Genomic DNA, 16,032 nt, shown 5'->3' on the forward strand with positions numbered 1-16,032 from the left:
GCGGGAGTGGGGTCAGCTGCTTCGGGGTCCGCGGCCGCTGAAGGTCGAGCCGTACTGGTGCGGCGCTGGAGCGGAGGTTTCCGGATCAGACGCTGCGGCAGGCGCTGGCGCAGGAGGGGCAAGGTCAGGCGCGGCAGGTCGTTGAGCAGACTCGACCGGAGCGGGCGGAGCTGGCGCGTACCGAGGCGGGGCTGGAGGAGCCTGCGCCCCTCGGTCCTGCGCCCCTCCGCCATGGGCCGTGAGCCCCGGAACTCCGGACTCCGCGACGCCGGGCGCGCGCACCGCGAACCCCTGTCCTGCAGCTCCCTCTCTTGCAGCTCCCTGTCCTCCAGCTCCCTGTCCTCCAGACCACGGAGCTCCGGGCACCGGCGCTCCAGGCCCGCGCACCCCAGACTCCGGCACCGCAGACTCCGGCACGCCAGACCCCGGCAACCCAGACCCCGGGGTTCCAGACGCGCGCTGCACTGAAGCCGACAGCCAGGCGGCCTGCCGTTCGGCAGGGCGGGGCGCCGCCGCCCAGGGCGAAGGCTTGGCGGCGGTGTTGCTCGGCGCATCCGGCACCGCATGCTGCACAGAGAGCCCAAGGAGGGAGATGCCGCCGCTCGTGTCGGTGTCCTCGTGCAGGCCGGCGATGCCCGCGTCGACAGCCCTGCGGCGCTCAGCTTTCCGGAGCTCCGACGCGACCTTCGCCTTCTTCGCGCGGTGTCGCTGCACGAAGATGGCGACGAGCAGGCCGAGGCCGAGCACCAGCACGACGAGCAGCGCGAACGCGACGATGGTGAAGATCTGACTGGTACCGCCCATGGTCTGGTGCGCGTCCTCAGCGCATCGGGCGGATCTTGAGCTCGTCGACCGCCCCACCAGCTGGGGTGTCGACGGCGAGGCGCACGGCTTGGGCGACGGCCTGAGGGGTCAGGTAGCGCTCCCGCTCGTAGCTGCCATGCTCGAGCTGGCGCAGCTCCCGCTGCATGTCGGTGTCGACGCGCCCCGGGTGGATGCTCGACACCCGGACACCGTGCTCGCGTTCCTCCTCGCGGAGCGCGTCCGTCAGCGCGCGAAGCGCGAACTTCGTGCCGCTGTAGACGCTCGTGCCCGCGCCGCTCGCGTAGCCGGATCCCGAGTTGATCATGACGATCGTCCCCTCGCTGGAGCGGATGAGAGGCAGCAGGAGGCGGGTGAGGTCGGCGACCGCGAACACGTTGAGCTCGAAGGCGCGGCGGAAGCGTTCGCGCGAGCTGTCAGCGATCGCGTCATGCCCGCCGAGCACGGCTGCGGAATGCACGAGCACGTCGAGACGGCGGATGCTGCGGGTCGCCTCGGCGAGCTGACGCTCGTCGTAGAGGTCGGCCACGAACGGGGTGGCTCCGGGGATGCGCGCTGCGGCTTCGGCAACCGCGCGCGGCTCCCGGCCGCCGACCAGGACGTGGTGGGTGCGACCGAGCTCCTGCGCGATGGCCTCTCCGATGCCGCGCGTTGCGCCCGTGACGAGTGCAACAGGTCGCTGGGAGTCGCCTTCGGACCCAGCGGGTGAGCCGGCCTGGCCTACTTCAGTCATGGATGTTCCCCCGGGGGTGTGCGGCGTGTGACCGCGGGCAGCCGCGGCTCCCACATTCTGCCACCGTCATGCCAGGCGCTCCCTCTGAGTCCGCGCACGAGGAGAGGAGGTGAGCTTCGCGATCGTTGCCCCGCCCTGTGGCAGTCTTGAGCGGCAGACCCGCTCGAGAAAGCTCCAAGTGCCTCCCACCTCCTCACCCGCCGCGCGCCGTTCCGTTCACCGTTCCGGCCGCCGTGCGCTCGCGGCCGTAGCGCTCATCGGCGTCGCGGCCCTGCTCTCGGGATGCACGCCGCTCGCTCCTCAGGCGACGTCGCCCGCTGACGGCAGCGCCGCTCCCGAGTCCAGCCAGCTTGTCGACCTCGCCGGCGAGGTCGAGGCGGCCGCCGCCGAGGGCGACGATCCGACATCGTTCGCCGAGGATGCCCTCGACGTGCTCGGCAAGCTCGACGTCGCTCCGCGCGACGAATGGCAGGAGTTCGACCGCGAGGGCTCGTTCGGCGAGGGCTGGCAGGACCCGGACGGCAACGGCTGCGACGCTCGCAACGACGCACTGGCCGCATCCATGACCGAGGTCAACCGCAACCGAGACGGCTGCCGAGTCGACACGGGCGTCTTCGTGGACCCGTACTCGGGGGACGAGATCGACTTCCAGCGGGGTCCCGACACGAGCCCGCTCGTGCAGATCGACCACGTCGTGGCGCTCGCGAACGCGTGGCGCACTGGCGCGAAGGATCTGTCGTTCGAGGAGCGGGTGGAGCTGTCGAACGACCCCATGAACCTGCAGGCGACGGCGGGGTGGGTGAACGACGACAAGAAGAGTCAGGATGCGGCGAACTGGCTGCCACCCGAGGAGTCGTACCACTGCACCTACGTGGCACGGCAGATCGTCGTGAAGGCCACCTACCGCCTCTGGGTGACGCAGGCCGAGCACGATGCGATGCGCGACGTGCTCGAGGACTGCACGTAAGGAGCGACCCCAGGGCACGCCGGGCTGGTCCAGTGCGGCCCGCCGGTTTCCCGACGTCTCAGCTCAGATGACGAGCAGCGTCGACCCGAGGATGAGCAACACCACGGCGAGGCCGACCCAGCTGAGCCAGGCCCATCTCTTGGGCTGGAAGCGGAGCGCTGGAGAGCGCAGCACGCCGACCGCGACCGCCGCGAGCGCTGGCGCCAGGGCGAGCCCGAACGCCCAGCCACCGACGCTCGCCCATGGTCCAGCGAACCAGAGGCTGACGAGGCCCGCGGCGGCGAGCAGCAGCCAGTTCACGATGGGCAGCGCCGCCTTCGAGCGGAACGCGAAGAGCAGGGCGAGACCCGAGGCGAGCACAGCGAATCCGAACGTCACCCACAGCAGGAGCGAGCCCTGCGCGCCGAGGTCGGGCACCTCGGCTCCGCTGAGCAGCGACACGGCGATGGGGTCGACGACCTGCTGCGTGTTCCCCAGCACGACGACCGCCTTCTGCGCTTCGCGGTCGATCATGACGACGGAGGCGAACCCACCGGTTCCGCCGCTGTGCCAGGTGAGTGTCGGGTTCGAGTCGGCCGTGGGGTTCGTGACCTGCGTGCTCTGCCAGACCCAGCCGATGTCGCTGCCTTCGGCGAACTGAGCAGTCGGCTCGAGCGCCGACGCGCCAGGTGCGGAGCCGTCGAGGTTGGCGGCAGCCCACGCGGCGAGGTCGTCGATGTCGGTTGTCGTCGAGGATCCGGTCGGCGCGTACCCCTCGCCCCACCAGTGATCGGTCGAAGCGCCGTTGGTGAGGAAGCCTGGGGTGGTCTCGGCCGGCACCTCGGCCTCGGTCGTGGCGATGCTCGTCGACTGCATGCCGACGGGCCCGAGCACGCGCTCCTCGAGCAGCGACGGGTAGCTCTCGGCGCCAGACGCGTTGACGAGTGCCGTGCCGAGGAGCGCCACTCCGAGGTTCGAGTAGACGGGGCCCTGCGCGGGGTCGACGGGAGCGGAGGCCGCGTCGGCGATCATGACGTCGCGCGTCTGCGGGCCGTAGGGGTTGCCTCCGGAGAGGGAAGCCGCGAGCGACTCGATGGCGAAGGCGGGGCCGAGGCGTGGGAGGCCTGAGCTGTGCTGGGCGAGGCTCGCGAGCGTCACCTCGCCGGCCGGAGTTCCCTCGAGCTCGGGGATGTGCGTCGAGAGCGGGTCTTCGGCACCCACCTCCCCGCGTTCGATCGCATCGGCGAACAGCGCGGCGGTGAAGGTCTTCGTGACCGAACCCAGCTCGTAGAGCGTCTCGTTGGTGGGCGCCGACCCGTTGCGGCCATCACCCGTCTTGCCCACCCCGGCCCACGTCGTGCTCTCCGGTGTGACCTCGGCGACGACGACGGAGCGGAAGCCGCCGTGCCCGCCCACCGCATCCACGACCCTGGCCGCGAGCGCCTCATCGCCGGTGACCTGCGTGCCGAGCGACTGATGCTGCGGGCCGACCACCATGCCGAGCACCACCGCGACGATCCCTGCCACGAGTGCTGCGCTGACGAGGATGCGCTTCGCCGGACCTCGCGGTGCTTCCGCGATCTGCGGCGACCCGGCAGGGTGCTCCTGCTGACGTTCGTGTGACATTCGCTTCCCCAGTTCTCGGCCGTGTTCCTGTCCCGTCCTCCAACGCTATGGGCAGCCACCGACACCGGCCTCGGCCGTGGGCGGGAGATGCATCCGCCCCACGTGGGAGATGCGGCGAGCAGCCGAACCCGTCGCATGGCGTCGCCCGAGCGCGCTGCAGCGCTCGGCGTGGCAAGATCGGGGGATGAAGATCCTGTCGATCCAGTCGTCGGTCGCCTACGGGCACGTGGGCAACTCGGCCGCCGTGTTCCCGCTGCAGCGCCTCGGACATGAGGTGTGGCCGGTTTCGACGGTCGTGTTCTCGAACCACACGGGCTACGGCGCGTGGCGCGGCCCGCTCCTTCCTGCGTCCGATGTGCGCGACGTCATCCTCGGCATCGAGGAGCGCGGCGCGCTCGCCCAGGTCGACGCGGTGCTGTCTGGCTACCTGGGTGGCGAGGAGATCGTGGATGTCGTCGTCGACGCGGTCAAGCGCACCAAGGAGCTCAACCCGGCGGCGAGCTACACGTGCGACCCCGTCATGGGCAACGCGAAGTCGGGCTGCTTCGTCGCTCCCGCGATCCCGGAGCTGATCCGTGAGCGGGTCGTGCCGGTCGCCGACATCCTCACCCCCAACCAGTTCGAGCTGGGCTTCCTCACGCGCACGACACCCGCGACGATCGAGGAGACCCTCGACTCGGTGCAACGCGCCCGCGACCTCGGGCCGCGCACGGTGCTCGTCACGAGCGTCGAGCGACCCGACCGACCTGAGGGCACGATCGAGATGATGGCCGTCGACGATTCGGGGGCGTGGATCGTGCAGACCCCGTACCTGCCGTTCAAGGCGAACGGCTCCGGCGATGTCACGTCGGCCCTCTTCACGGCGCACTACCGCACGTCGGGCTCGGCCGCCGAGGCGCTCTCCGCGACCGTCTCGAGTGTCTTCGATCTGCTGCAGACCACGCTCGACTCCGGCGAGCGCGAGCTGCAGATCGTCGCGGCTCAGGATGCGTTCGCGAACCCCCGCATGCAGTTCGAGGTGCGCGAGATTCGCTAGACAGCTGACGCGCGTCCGGGTACCCGCGCGCGCCCGGGCTGTCCTTCGCATCCGAAGTTGTGGCGAAGTGCATCCGGTCGACGCCCGGACAGCACTCCGCCACAACTCTCGAGCCCCGAACCGCCGGGCCGGCCGGCGCCCGCCGTCCTAGACGCGCGTCCCGCCCTGCATGACCCAGTCGAGGCGCGACTCGGCGAGCACGCTCACGTCGTCGAGCGGGTCGGTGGATGCGGCGATCAGGTCGGCGTGTGCGCCCGGCGCGATCACGCCGAGCTCACCTTCGCGCTGGAGCAGGCGGGCGGCCGTGGTCGTCGCGCTGCGGATGATGTCGATGACGGGCATGAACTCGGCGCGCACCTCGAACTCGCGGGCCTGGTGGCGCTGCATGCCGCCGAGCAGGTCGCTGCCGTAGCAGAGGTTGACGCCGCCCTTGTGGGCCTTCTCGAGCGCGACCTTGCCACCTTCGAGCACGTCGGAGACCTTCACCCAGTTGTCCTGCGGCAGGCCGTGCTCGCGACCTTCCTCCATGAGCGCCCAGTAGGTGACGAGGTTCATGGTGAGGTAGGCGTCGTGCTCGAGGAAGAGCTCGATCGACTCGTCGTCGAGGAGGTTGCCGTGCTCGATGCCGCGCACGCCTGCCCGGAGGGCCCGGTTGATGGCGCGCGCGGTGTAGGCGTGTGCGGTCACGTAGCGGTTGGCGGCGGTCGCCTCCTCGACGACGGCCTCGATCTCCTCGACGGAGAACTGCGTGGAGTCGACGCGGTCGGTGGGCGAGGCGACTCCGCCACCGGCCATGATCTTGATGTGGTGCGCGCCGCGGCGGATCTCGTCTCGGGCCGCGTGCCGGACGGCGGAGATGCCATCCACGACCCTGCCGATGTGGGAGCACGTGTACTCGCCGTCATGGCTGTCGCGGCCCCGCGAGCGCGGGTCGCCGTGCCCGCCGGTCTGCGAGAGCGCCTTGCCGCCGAAGAAGAGCCGTGGGCCTCGCACGAGGCCGTCGACCTGCGCGTCGTGCAGGCCGAAGTCGGCGCCGGCGACGTCGCGCACGGTCGTGAAGCCGCGGTCGAGCATCTCGCCCATGAGCTTCGCCGCCTGGAGCGCGACGTAGTTCGGCGATTCCTCACCCATCGAGGGCAGGTCTGCCGTGTGGGCGGTGACGTGCACGTGGCAGTCGATGAGGCCGGGCAGGAGGTATCGACCGGCTGCGTCGAGCTCCTCGACGCCGTCCTGCGCTGCGATCTGCCCGCCGACCCGTTCGAAGCGCCCGTCGCGGATCGAGAGGTCGCCCGTGCGGTACTCCCCCGCGTCGACGTCGAGCCACGTGGCGTTGCGGATGATCAGGTTCGAGGTCATGCGGATGCTCCCTGCTGCTCGGCGCTCTCCACGCCGGTGTCGATGATCTGCACGGCGCGTTCCTGCGCCGTCGGCGTGTAGGTGCCCTCCGGGGCGCACATGTTGACGGTGGCGAGCGGGGTGCCGTCCGGGCCCGGGATGGGCACGTTGAGGATGGAGCCGCAGCCGAGGGCCTTGATCGTGCTCGCGTCGTCGAAGATGCGGTCGAGGTCTGCCGGGGTGGCACCGAGGAACGGCTCCCCCGAGTCGCGGCAGGCGGCGACCCAGTCTGGGGACACCTGCGTCGCGACCTGCTTCGTGCCGCCGACCGGGTACTCGTCGGCGTGCGACGAGTAGATGCGCTCCATGACGGCCCCGCCCTCGGTGAAGCGGAGGACCGTGAACAGCACGACCCCCACCTCCTGCTCGATCGTGTGGTGGATGCTCGCCCAATCCACCGCTTCCAGTGCCACCTCGCTGTTCCGTCCGAGTTCTCCGTTGCGCACTCGTTCTCCATTCGGGGTCATGCGTTGCTCTCCTTCTTCTCGATTGCCTGCTTGTCCGTGCCCTTGCCGCTTCCCGTGATGTCCTCGAGCGAGCGCCCGGCGGTGCGGACGGCGAAGAGGAGCGTGCAGGCGACGCCGATGACGAGCACGGTCGTGGTCATGCCGAACACTCCGACGAAGCCCCACTGGGCGGCGAAGGTGCCGATGATGATGGGGGCCGTGATCGAGCCGATGCGGCCGAACGACGAGCTCATCCCGACGCCGGTCGCGCGCAGCCAGGTCGGGAAGACCTCCGGCGTGTAGGCGTAGACGCCGGCGTAGGTTCCGTTGAGGAAGAACGAGAGCACGATGCCGGCGACCGTGACCATGATCGGGTCGTTGGCCTGGCTCATCCACAGTGCCGCACCGGCGGAGCCGATCAGGTAGAGCGCGATCGTGAACTTCCTGTCGAGCTTCTCGTTGAGGTACGCGGCACTGAAGTAGCCGGGGATCTGTGCGAGGTAGATGTAGAGCGAGTATGTGAAGCTCGTCGTGACATCGATGCCGCGGTCGACGAGGAGCGTCGGGATCCAGGTGAAGAAGCCGTAGTACGAGAACGTGATGACGAACCAGATGAGCCAGGTCGTCGCCGTGATGCGCCACATCGTGCGGCCCCACAGGAACTTGACGGCCTTGATGAAGCCGAACTTGACGGGTGCTTCCTCTTCTGGCGCGTTCGGGTCGACGGCCGGGAGGTCCTTGCCGGTGGATGCACGCACTCGGTCTTCGAAGCTCGCGACCACCGCTTCCGCTTCCGCGTGCCTGCCGACGCTGGCGAGGTAGCGCGGCGACTCGGGGAGCGAGCGTCGCCACCAGAGGAGCATGACGATGGGCAGGAAGGTGAGGACCTGCGCCCAGCGCCAGCCGTCCTCCGACGCGGGGACGACGAAGCGCCCGATGAGTGCGGCGGCGACGAACCCGAAGGAGAAGAACCCTGCGAGCGTGCCCACGAACCAGCCGCGTCGGTGCTTGGGCACGAACTCGGAGAGGAAGGGCGCGATGATGGCGCTCTCGGCTCCGGCTCCCATTCCGGCGAGGATGCGCATGAAGAGGAAGATCTCGAAGTTCCAGGAGAGGGCCGCGACGAGGGATGCGACCGCGTACAGCACCAGCGACCACATCATGACCTTCTTGCGGCCGATCTTGTCGCCGAGGTAGCCGGCGAGGAGGGCCCCGAAGAGGAACCCGAAGGGGGCGGCGGAGCCGACGAGGCCGAGCTGCGCGGCCTCGAGGCTGAAGACGTCGCGGACGCTCGGCATGAGGAAGGCGACGATCGCGCCGTCCATGCCGTCGAAGGTGTAGCCGAGCCCGCCGATGAGGAGGAGCGCGTAGTGGGGTTTGCTGATCGGCAGGCGATCGAGCCGTGCTGTGAGTGACAACGGGGTCTCCTGAGGGATCGGAACGTCGGTGTTCGAGAAAGCATGATCCAGCCGCATCCATCATGCAACAGAGATTGCAGAAATGTAACCCGCGCGAAATCTCTTGCAAGATTGTCCGGGGAACCGAACCGCGGCACGCAACCCCCAGCGGATTCGTGCTGAAATGAACACATGCCAGCCGTCGAACCGCCCACCGACGACGAGACGCGACTCTCCCCCGACGCGTGGCTGCGGGGCGTCCTCGCCGGCAGCAATCTCGGCCCCACCAGCCAGAAGCTGGCGAACTACCTCGTCACGAACATCAACGCCGCCAGCTACGCGCAGGCCTCCGAGATCTCGGCGTCGGCGAGGGTGAGCGCGTCCACGACGACGCGCCTCGCCCAGCAGCTCGGCTTCAAGGGCTGGCCGGACCTGCAGCAGGCCCTGCGAACCCGCTACCTCGCACAGCTCTCGATGGTCGACATCGCCGAGATCCACGGCCTCACGGACGCTCCGTTCCAGAACGCGCTGCGCAACGACGCCGCACTGCTCGCGGCCACGATGCGCGACATCGACGACGTCGCGATCGCCCGCGTCGCGTCGGCCGTGCAGTCGGCGAAGCGCGTGCACGTCACGGCGATGGGCAGCTTCGCCGCGGTTGGCCAGGCGCTCGTCCACAACCTGCAGATCGCCGGCTACCACGTGCACGCGCTCCTCGACCGCGACAGCGCGCTCTCGAACAGCGTCGCCCAGATGGGGGCCGGGGACCTGCTCATCGTGTGCAGCTACTGGCGGCACTACCGCACCATCGTTGCGGCCGCGAACGCCGCCCACCGGCAGGGCGCGACGGTCGTGGCACTCACCGACTACCTGCCCCCGCAGCTCGAGGGCGCCGTTGACGACCTCATCAAGATCCCCGCAGAGGGAACATCGTTCTTCCCGTCGCTCACCGTTCCCATGGCGGTGCAGCAGGGCCTCGTCGCAACGCTCGCGCAGCTCGACCCAGAGGCCACCAAGGTGCGCATCGACGCCGCCGAGCGGCTGTGGAACGAGCTCGACATCCTCATCGACCCGCGCGCAGCCGAGTAGGCACGAGGTCTTCGAAGGTCGCACTCACCAGAACGCCACCGTCGAACCGCTCAGACACGGCATCCTGCGTGCTTGGATGACGCCCATGACCGCACCCGCCGCGCCTGCCCCCGGCGCCCACGCGAACGAACCGCACGACGCGTCCATCCACGGCCGCCTGAACTGGCTACGCGCCGGAGTCCTCGGCGCGAATGACGGCATCGTGTCGGTCGCGGCGCTCGTCGTCGGCGTGGCCGGGGCCACCACCGCGACGCCCGCGATCCTCACGGCGGGGGCCGCGGGACTCGTGGGCGGCGCGATCTCGATGGCGCTCGGCGAGTACGTGTCCGTCAGCAGCCAGAGCGACAGCCAGCACGCGCTCATCGCGAAGGAGCGTCGCGAGCTCGAGGAGGAGCCCGAGGAGGAGCTCGCCGAGCTCGCGGGCCTCTACGAGCAGAAGGGGCTGACCCCGGAGACCGCGCAGCAGGTGGCCATCGAGCTCACGGCACGAGACGCGCTCGCCGCCCATCTCGAGACCGAGCTCGGACTGAGTGAGGAAGCCGTCGCAAGCCCGCTCGCCGCGGCCGGCGCATCCGCACTCGCCTTCACGACCGGCGCACTGCTGCCACTGCTGTCGATCCTGCTCCTGCCCGAGAGCATCCGAGTGCCAGGGACCTTCACCGTCGTACTGCTCGCCCTAGCAGCGACCGGCTACTTCAGCGCTCGCATCGGGCAGAGCCCACCCTTGCGACCGACGATCCGCGTCGTCGCCGGAGGCGCGCTCGCGCTCGGCGCGACGTTCCTGATCGGCTCGCTGCTCGGCACCTCCGGCGTGGTCTGAGCCTCAGAACATGGGGTGGTCGTGGATGCTCGTGGCCGGCACCTGCTGGAGCACGTCCCAGTGCTCGACGATGCGGCCACCCTCGAAGCGGTAGATGTCCGCAACGGCCGCGTCCGGGGCTCCGGGGCGGGAGGCACGCACGTGCACCATGGCCAGGTCGCCGTCGACGATGATGCGCTCGACGCTGAACGTCGCATCCGGTGACCCGTCGAACTTCGGCGTGAGCGCCTCGACGGCAGCCGCGGGCCCGTCGGCGATGTTCGGGTTGTGCTGGCGGTAGTCGGAGGAGACCAGGGAGTCGAAGGCGTCAGCCACGCGCTTGCGCGTATAGAACAGCTCGACGAAGTGCTCGAATGCGGCGCGGTTATCAGTCATCGGTGGGGTCACGACCTTCGGTTCGCGGGGCGCGCCGGTGCCGACGCTGGCGATTCCAGCTTGGCGGCCGACGGCCCGAAGCGCACATCACGGGTGCGGATGCACGGCATCAGCGCCGCGAGCACCGCGCCCGCTCACCCCTTCGGATGAAACGGGACACCGCAGGCGCCCACGTCGCCCTCCCCAACCGGAATCGCCCCTAGCTTGGTGAGCATGCTCCGAATCCTCGATCGCCTCTCCACCGCCCGACTGCGCTGGCTTCTCGAGCCCGCGGTGGGTGCGCTCTTCGTCGCACTGTGGTGTTTCGCGGAGGTTGGGCGGTGGAACAGCCACCTGCCGTTCTACGCGGCACCGGTCATCTACGGCGTTGCCATCGGCATCTCGCGATGCTTCCCGCGGGTCGCCCTGGGCATGGGGCTGCTGGTCCCGGTCCTGCAGCTGTCGGGGATGCTGCCCATGGCCTCGGCAAACGATTGGCCCGTGCACCTCGCCATGCCCCTCATCGTGTTCCTCGTTACCGTTCGCTCGCGAGGCGCACTCACCTGGGGATCGCTTGCAGCAGGCGTGGCCCATGCGGCCGGTCTTGCGTTCATGCTGGTCTACCTCGGGCAGTGGCTGCTCTGGACCGGGAGCTACGGAGCCGGTGTCGAACGCTACTCCGCGAGCGGTGAGCTGTTCTTCCAGGACGGTGCCCAGGATATGGCGCGGAACCTGGGCCTCGGAGAGATCGACCTGACCATGCAGGAGAGCATGGTGCAGCTGATGACCGGGCCAGACGGACAGATCGCCGGCGTGACGGTCGCGCCACCCATGCCCGAGCTCCTGCTCTCGTCGGCTGCCCAGCTGGCGCTGGTGTTCGTCGCGTTGACCGTCCTGGCCTGGGCACTCGGCACCTCGACCCAGTTCGCGATCAAGTGGGCGCGCGAACGCGCCATGCGCACCGCGTTGACGGAGGAGCTGTCTGCGTCCTCCACGGAGGTCCTCGTGCTGCACGAACGGTCCCGCATAGCTCGCGAAGTGCATGACGTGCTCGCGCACTCGCTGACCGTGACGATCTCGATGGCGGACGGCTCGAGGCTGCTTCGCGAGTCGCGCGGCGAACCCGCCGACGACCTGCAGAAGATCGCCGACAACGCTCGGAGCACGCTCCTCGAACTGCAGGGTCTCCTCGAGGACATCGGCGGGGCGGGCTCAGCCCCGCAGCCGAAGCTCGAAGAGCTGGGCGCCCTCATCGATCAGGCCTCCGACGCCGGGCTCGAGGTCGAGCTGCGACACCTCGGCGAACGCAAGCGGCTCTCCCAGGTGCAGGAGCTGAGCGTGTTCCGGATCGTGCAGGAGAGCCTCACGAATGCGATGAAGCACGCGGGCTCCGAAGCGTCGGCAACGGTCTCCCTCGACTGGCGCGGCGCCGGGCTCTCCCTCAACATCGTCAGCACCGGGGCCAGCAGTTCGGGTTCCGCAGAGGATCCGCCGCAGCGCAGCGGCCTCGGGCTGACGGGAATGCGCGAGCGTGCGCGCCTCGCGGGCGGCTGGCTGACCGCGGGGGCCGAGCCGAGCGACGGCGAGGCGAAAGAGCGCCAGGTCTTCGTGGTGACGGCCTTCATCCCGACGCAGGACATCGTGCCGCGGGTCGCTGCGACTGAGGACACCCACCTCGCCGCCAGCCGCAAGGAGGACGCGCAGTGAGCGACGACACCGCCACCCAGCCCGTGGACATCCGCGCCGCTCGATCAGGCTCAGCCCCGCGCATCCGCATCGCGCTCGTCGATGACCAGGAGCTGTTCGTCTACGGCATGCGCATGCTCGTGGAATCTCAGCCCGACCTCGAGCTGGTCGGCACGGCAAGCGACGGCGAGGAAGCCGTGGAGCTCGTCGTCGGAGAACGCCCCGACGTGGTGCTCATGGACATCCGCATGCCCGGCCTCAACGGAATCGCCGCGACCAGGCGCATCCTGGAGGCAGCCCCGTACGCCGACGAGACGGGCCCGCGCCCGCGCGTCGTCATGCTGACCACGTTCAGGCAGGACGAGGCGGTGCTGCAGGCCATGCACAACGGCGCGAGCGCGTACGTCACGAAGGATGCGACGCCCGAGATGCTGCTGGACACGATCCGCGCCGTGCACGCGGGCGATGCCCCGGCGATGCCGGTGGGGCGCATCGCTCGCGGGGCGTCTCCGGCCCCGGAACCGACCACGATCGCCCCACGCCCCGACGTCGCGATCGCCGCACTGTCCCCTCGAGAGCGGGAGATCTTCCTCCTCGCCGCGAAGGGGCTGCGCAACAGCGAGATCGCGGCCGCCGCGTTCGTGAGCGAGGCGACCGTGAAGACGCACGTCCGCAACGTGCTCGCGAAGCTCGAGCTGTCGAGCCGCGCCCAGATCGTCGTGTTCGCCTACGAGCACCGCCTCGTCACCGGGTAGCCCGCGTGCGGCTCGCGCCGCCGGGTCGCCCGGCGCGGCTCCGCGTCACCGCCCCACCCATCCGCCTCCTCCTCCCTCCCTCCGTCTCTGCAGCCGTCCGGCAAGATTGTGGCGGGGTGCTGCCCGAGAGCTCTCGAACAGCACTCCGCCACAACTCCTCGAGCATCCGTCCGCGCGCGACGGAGCGCGGGCACCCACTACTTCTCGTCGCAACGCTTGCGCCTCACTGCGACAACCGCGCCGAATCCCACGCTCACCGCGCCGAGTCCAGCGGTGACCGCGCCAACCCCCGGCCCACCCAGCCGCCGGTCCGCTATCCCCCACGCCCATCCGCGCCTGCCCCCATCCGCCGCCGCCCCGCAGCTGCCGCACCCGCCACTCCCCACCAGAGTTGTGGCAAAGCGCGGCGCGCGCGCTCACGAACAGCACCGCGCCACAACTCTGCTCGGACTCCGGCGGTGGGATGCGGCGGCGTAGCGGTGGGATGCGGGACTCGCGGCGGCGGGCCCTACCTGTTGTCGAGCTTCCTGCGGGCGCTCGCGAGCGTCACGGCGATGCCGATCGCGATCGCGAGGGCGCTGATGGCAGCCACGAGCGCAGGCGACGAGTCGACGCCGGTCTGCGCGAGCTCCCCGGTGGCCACTGGAGTCGAGGTCGCACTCGTCGCCACGGGAGTGTGGGTCTCGACTCCGGGAACCGGCACCGCCGTCGGCGTGACCGGGACGGCAGTCGACGTCTGGGTCGGAGTCGGCGTCGGCGTCGGCGTCGGAGTCGGAGTCGGAGTCGGAGTCGGCGCGGGCAGCGCTGCGAGGAACGCGGCCGCGTCGACGAGCCCGGACCCGGCCGAGTCCGCGACGCTGACGAACTCATGGATGCTGCCGATAGGTTCGGCGGTCGTCGTCATCGCGGCCCGCAGCTCCTGCTCCGTGATGCCCGGGCGGAGCTGCATCCCGAGCGCCGCAACTGCTGCCGCTGACGGTGCAGCAGCCGAGGTGCCGGTGAACGAGTAGACGCCCTCAGCGCCCTGGACTGCGCTTCCGAAGAAGTTCGTCCAGCCTCCGTCGAGCGAGGTGAGCGTCGGCGCACCAGAGATGGGCTCGGGCAGCGCGTCTGTGCTCGGGAACGCTTCGAAGTACAGCGTCATGGGCCCGGTGCCGCTGAAGTTCTCGAGCTCCGTCGGTGTGGCAGCGTTGGCGGCCGCGACGCTGAACGCTCGGGGCGTGCCGGCGTGTCCGTAGATCGAGGGCCCGACGATGTCGCCGCCGGTGCCCGCGGAGTACTCGGCGGCCCGGAGGTAGCTGCTCGGGAAGATCGTCTTCACCCGCGGGTTGAGAGCCGGTACACCATCGCTGGTGTCTCGAACGATCGTGTAGTTGTAGTCGCCGCCGGTGGGCTTGAAGCCCGCGAGCTGCACGGGCGAGCCTGCCGCGGGGAGGGGGCTGCCTGCGACGAGCTCGCCGGCGGCGTCGGTGACGGCGACCACGAGGCGGCTGGTGGCGGCCCCAGCGGGTTCAGCCCACTGCAACATGAACAGGGCGTTGACGTCGTAGGCGGCGAGGTCCGGGTAGGTCAGCGTGTTCGTGGGGTCCTCGCCCGCGCCCGGGTCGAAGTCCATGCAGTCGGCGCTGGTGATGTCGAACTGGTCGAGGTTCTCGGCGACAGCAGCCGGGCAGGCCGTCGGCCGGTAGGCGGGTGCCTCCCATGAGGAGATGACGCGACCTTCGCTCTCGCCGAGGCTGCCGACGATCGTGTCGTTGCCAGCGGCGGTGAAGAAGGGGATGCCGAGCGCAACCGCATCGTTGACGGAGTTGGCGGCGACTCCGTCCTGGAACATCGTCTCGTCGTAGTATCCGAGGTCGTCGACGATGATGTCGGCCCCGGCCTCTGAGAGACGTTCGACGGCGTTTGCGAAGCCAGCCTGCCCTCCGCTGCCGGACGCGAACAGCAGCGTCGAGCCGGGTGCGATGGAGTGGACCAGCTGGGCCATGCCGCGCCCCTCGTCGGTGCTCGGGGCCGCGCTCTCGACCACGACCTCAACGGGTTGCGTGTAGCCGCACGGGTTGCCGGCTCCCGGGAGCAGGCCCGCGGCCACATCCTCGTCCGGTGTCGACGGCAGCGTCACGGTCGCATGGTCGTACGAGTCGGAGATGATCCCGATGCGCACCCCCTCACCATCCACGCCATACAGGTCTCGCGCGAGGGGAACATTGAGGGGCTCGGTGAGGTTGGCCGGCACCGCGCGGCAGGTGTCAGCGGATGCGCTGGGGTCCGCATCAGGTTCGGTGGTGGGTTCCACAGCGGGTCCCGTCGTCGGTTCCGTCGTCGGTTCCGCCGTCGGTTCCGCCACCGTCAGAGCGTTGGCCGCATCCCACGCGGAACCGCTGGACACCGGCGAGAGAGTCTCCTGCACCGACTGCACGTTCGCAAGCCCTGCGACGGCTTCGAGATTGCCCGCCGGAACCGTCGCTCCGATCACGAGGTACTTCGCGGCGACCGCGTCGATGGTGCCGAGCGCAGCGAGTGCGTCGATATCGGCGGCCAGCGGGGGTGTCGAGTAGTAGACGGTGACCGCGACGCTGCCGCCGCTCAGCTGCAGGCTCGCCGGGCCAGACTCCGGCAGCGCGAGCTGCGTCGGCGTGGCCGCTGCGAGCTGCTGTTCCGCTGCCGCAGGGTCAGCGGACACGTCGACGGCCGCCAGGGCGGTCAGCCTTCCCGACAGCTTGTCGCTGTCATCGGTCGCCGGGGCAGCCGACGCTGCTCCGACCCCGAATCCGCCGAAGACGAGTCCGGCAGCGACGACAGCAGCTGTGAGGCGCGGGAGAGTACGAGCAGAATTCACCAAGTCACCTCAGGGAGTAGGCACTGAAACAGGAGCGGGGCTGGAACAGGAGCTGATGGTGCTGATGGAACTGGAGCCAAGAATGGCA

General features: G+C 69.8%; 14 protein-coding genes. 6 read left to right on the top strand and 8 right to left on the bottom strand.

Annotated features, from left to right (window positions below; translation table 11 throughout):
• Positions 1–12: 12 nt before the first annotated feature.
• Entirely contained in the window at positions 13–804 is a 792-nt protein-coding gene (locus tag C5E07_RS19225) for a hypothetical protein (RefSeq protein ID WP_146080603.1), read from the bottom strand.
• 16 nt (positions 805–820) lie between these two features.
• Positions 821–1,555: an SDR family oxidoreductase gene (locus C5E07_RS13760; RefSeq protein ID WP_104299971.1), complete on the bottom strand. Its 735-nt coding sequence runs from the start codon at positions 1,553–1,555 to the stop codon at positions 821–823.
• A 178-nt stretch (positions 1,556–1,733) separates the two neighbouring features.
• On the opposite strand from C5E07_RS13760, the gene C5E07_RS13765 reads away from it, so the two are divergent.
• Positions 1,734–2,522: an HNH endonuclease family protein gene (locus C5E07_RS13765; RefSeq protein ID WP_104299973.1), complete on the top strand. Its 789-nt coding sequence runs from the start codon at positions 1,734–1,736 to the stop codon at positions 2,520–2,522.
• A gap of 63 nt (positions 2,523–2,585) precedes the next feature.
• Here C5E07_RS13765 and C5E07_RS13770 read toward each other — a convergent pair whose 3' ends face one another.
• Complete coding sequence (locus tag C5E07_RS13770; protein ID WP_104299975.1) at positions 2,586–4,127, bottom strand: serine hydrolase; 1,542 nt, start codon at positions 4,125–4,127, stop codon at positions 2,586–2,588.
• 184 nt (positions 4,128–4,311) lie between these two features.
• On the opposite strand from C5E07_RS13770, the gene pdxY reads away from it, so the two are divergent.
• On the top strand, positions 4,312–5,163 hold the full coding sequence (gene pdxY / locus C5E07_RS13775; protein WP_104244693.1) for a pyridoxal kinase PdxY: 852 nt from the start codon (positions 4,312–4,314) through the stop codon (positions 5,161–5,163).
• Positions 5,164–5,310: 147 nt separating this feature from the next.
• Here pdxY and C5E07_RS13780 read toward each other — a convergent pair whose 3' ends face one another.
• From C5E07_RS13780 to C5E07_RS13790, 3 genes are read right to left on the bottom strand one after another with little or no spacing between them, the layout of a single operon-like run.
• Positions 5,311–6,519, bottom strand: coding sequence for an amidohydrolase family protein (locus C5E07_RS13780; protein WP_104299977.1), 1,209 nt, complete (start codon positions 6,517–6,519; stop codon positions 5,311–5,313).
• Entirely contained in the window at positions 6,516–7,025 is a 510-nt protein-coding gene (locus tag C5E07_RS13785; RefSeq protein ID WP_104299980.1) for a hypothetical protein, read from the bottom strand. Before C5E07_RS13785 ends, C5E07_RS13780 begins: the two co-directional genes overlap by 4 nt.
• Positions 7,022–8,422: an MFS transporter gene (locus C5E07_RS13790; protein ID WP_104244687.1), complete on the bottom strand. Its 1,401-nt coding sequence runs from the start codon at positions 8,420–8,422 to the stop codon at positions 7,022–7,024. The genes C5E07_RS13785 and C5E07_RS13790 overlap by 4 nt, the downstream gene beginning before the upstream one ends.
• Before the next feature lie 171 nt (positions 8,423–8,593).
• Here C5E07_RS13790 and C5E07_RS13795 point away from each other — a divergent pair, with 171 nt between their 5' ends.
• Complete coding sequence (locus tag C5E07_RS13795; protein ID WP_104299982.1) at positions 8,594–9,490, top strand: MurR/RpiR family transcriptional regulator; 897 nt, start codon at positions 8,594–8,596, stop codon at positions 9,488–9,490.
• A gap of 85 nt (positions 9,491–9,575) precedes the next feature.
• On the top strand, positions 9,576–10,310 hold the full coding sequence (locus tag C5E07_RS13800) for a VIT1/CCC1 transporter family protein (protein ID WP_104299984.1): 735 nt from the start codon (positions 9,576–9,578) through the stop codon (positions 10,308–10,310).
• A 3-nt stretch (positions 10,311–10,313) separates the two neighbouring features.
• Here the strand turns inward: C5E07_RS13800 and C5E07_RS13805 are convergent, their stop codons facing one another.
• On the bottom strand, positions 10,314–10,685 hold the full coding sequence (locus C5E07_RS13805) for a nuclear transport factor 2 family protein (protein WP_104299986.1): 372 nt from the start codon (positions 10,683–10,685) through the stop codon (positions 10,314–10,316).
• A 213-nt stretch (positions 10,686–10,898) separates the two neighbouring features.
• On the opposite strand from C5E07_RS13805, the gene C5E07_RS13810 reads away from it, so the two are divergent.
• Positions 10,899–12,371: a sensor histidine kinase gene (locus C5E07_RS13810; protein ID WP_104299988.1), complete on the top strand. Its 1,473-nt coding sequence runs from the start codon at positions 10,899–10,901 to the stop codon at positions 12,369–12,371.
• A 107-nt stretch (positions 12,372–12,478) separates the two neighbouring features.
• Positions 12,479–13,105, top strand: a complete 627-nt coding sequence (locus C5E07_RS13815; protein WP_104300597.1) for a response regulator transcription factor — start codon at positions 12,479–12,481, stop codon at positions 13,103–13,105.
• Positions 13,106–13,613: 508 nt separating this feature from the next.
• Here the strand turns inward: C5E07_RS13815 and C5E07_RS13820 are convergent.
• A complete protein-coding gene (locus C5E07_RS13820; protein ID WP_181058048.1) occupies positions 13,614–15,944 on the bottom strand; it encodes a S8 family serine peptidase in 2,331 nt (776 codons plus the stop codon).
• Positions 15,945–16,032: the final 88 nt, after the last annotated feature.

It is taken from the genome of Pseudoclavibacter sp. RFBJ3, assembly GCF_002931375.1.
In the GTDB taxonomy this organism is placed as follows: domain Bacteria; phylum Actinomycetota; class Actinomycetes; order Actinomycetales; family Microbacteriaceae; genus Pseudoclavibacter.

Excerpts from the sequence above, each read along its gene's own strand:
- C5E07_RS13780 (WP_104299977.1), bottom strand. The coding sequence starts at position 6,519 with ATGACCTCGAACCTGATCATCCGCAACGCCACGTGGCTCGACGTCGAC.
- pdxY (WP_104244693.1), top strand. The coding sequence starts at position 4,312 with ATGAAGATCCTGTCGATCCAGTCGTCGGTCGCCTACGGGCACGTGGGC.
- C5E07_RS13785 (WP_104299980.1), bottom strand. The coding sequence starts at position 7,025 with ATGACCCCGAATGGAGAACGAGTGCGCAACGGAGAACTCGGACGGAAC.
- C5E07_RS13810 (WP_104299988.1), top strand. The coding sequence starts at position 10,899 with ATGCTCCGAATCCTCGATCGCCTCTCCACCGCCCGACTGCGCTGGCTT.
- C5E07_RS13800 (WP_104299984.1), top strand. The coding sequence starts at position 9,576 with ATGACCGCACCCGCCGCGCCTGCCCCCGGCGCCCACGCGAACGAACCG.
- C5E07_RS13770 (WP_104299975.1), bottom strand. The coding sequence starts at position 4,127 with ATGTCACACGAACGTCAGCAGGAGCACCCTGCCGGGTCGCCGCAGATC.
- C5E07_RS19225 (WP_146080603.1), bottom strand. The coding sequence starts at position 804 with ATGGGCGGTACCAGTCAGATCTTCACCATCGTCGCGTTCGCGCTGCTC.
- C5E07_RS13795 (WP_104299982.1), top strand. The coding sequence starts at position 8,594 with ATGCCAGCCGTCGAACCGCCCACCGACGACGAGACGCGACTCTCCCCC.
- C5E07_RS13805 (WP_104299986.1), bottom strand. The coding sequence starts at position 10,685 with ATGACTGATAACCGCGCCGCATTCGAGCACTTCGTCGAGCTGTTCTAT.
- C5E07_RS13760 (WP_104299971.1), bottom strand. The coding sequence starts at position 1,555 with ATGACTGAAGTAGGCCAGGCCGGCTCACCCGCTGGGTCCGAAGGCGAC.
- C5E07_RS13815 (WP_104300597.1), top strand. The coding sequence starts at position 12,479 with ATGCGCATGCTCGTGGAATCTCAGCCCGACCTCGAGCTGGTCGGCACG.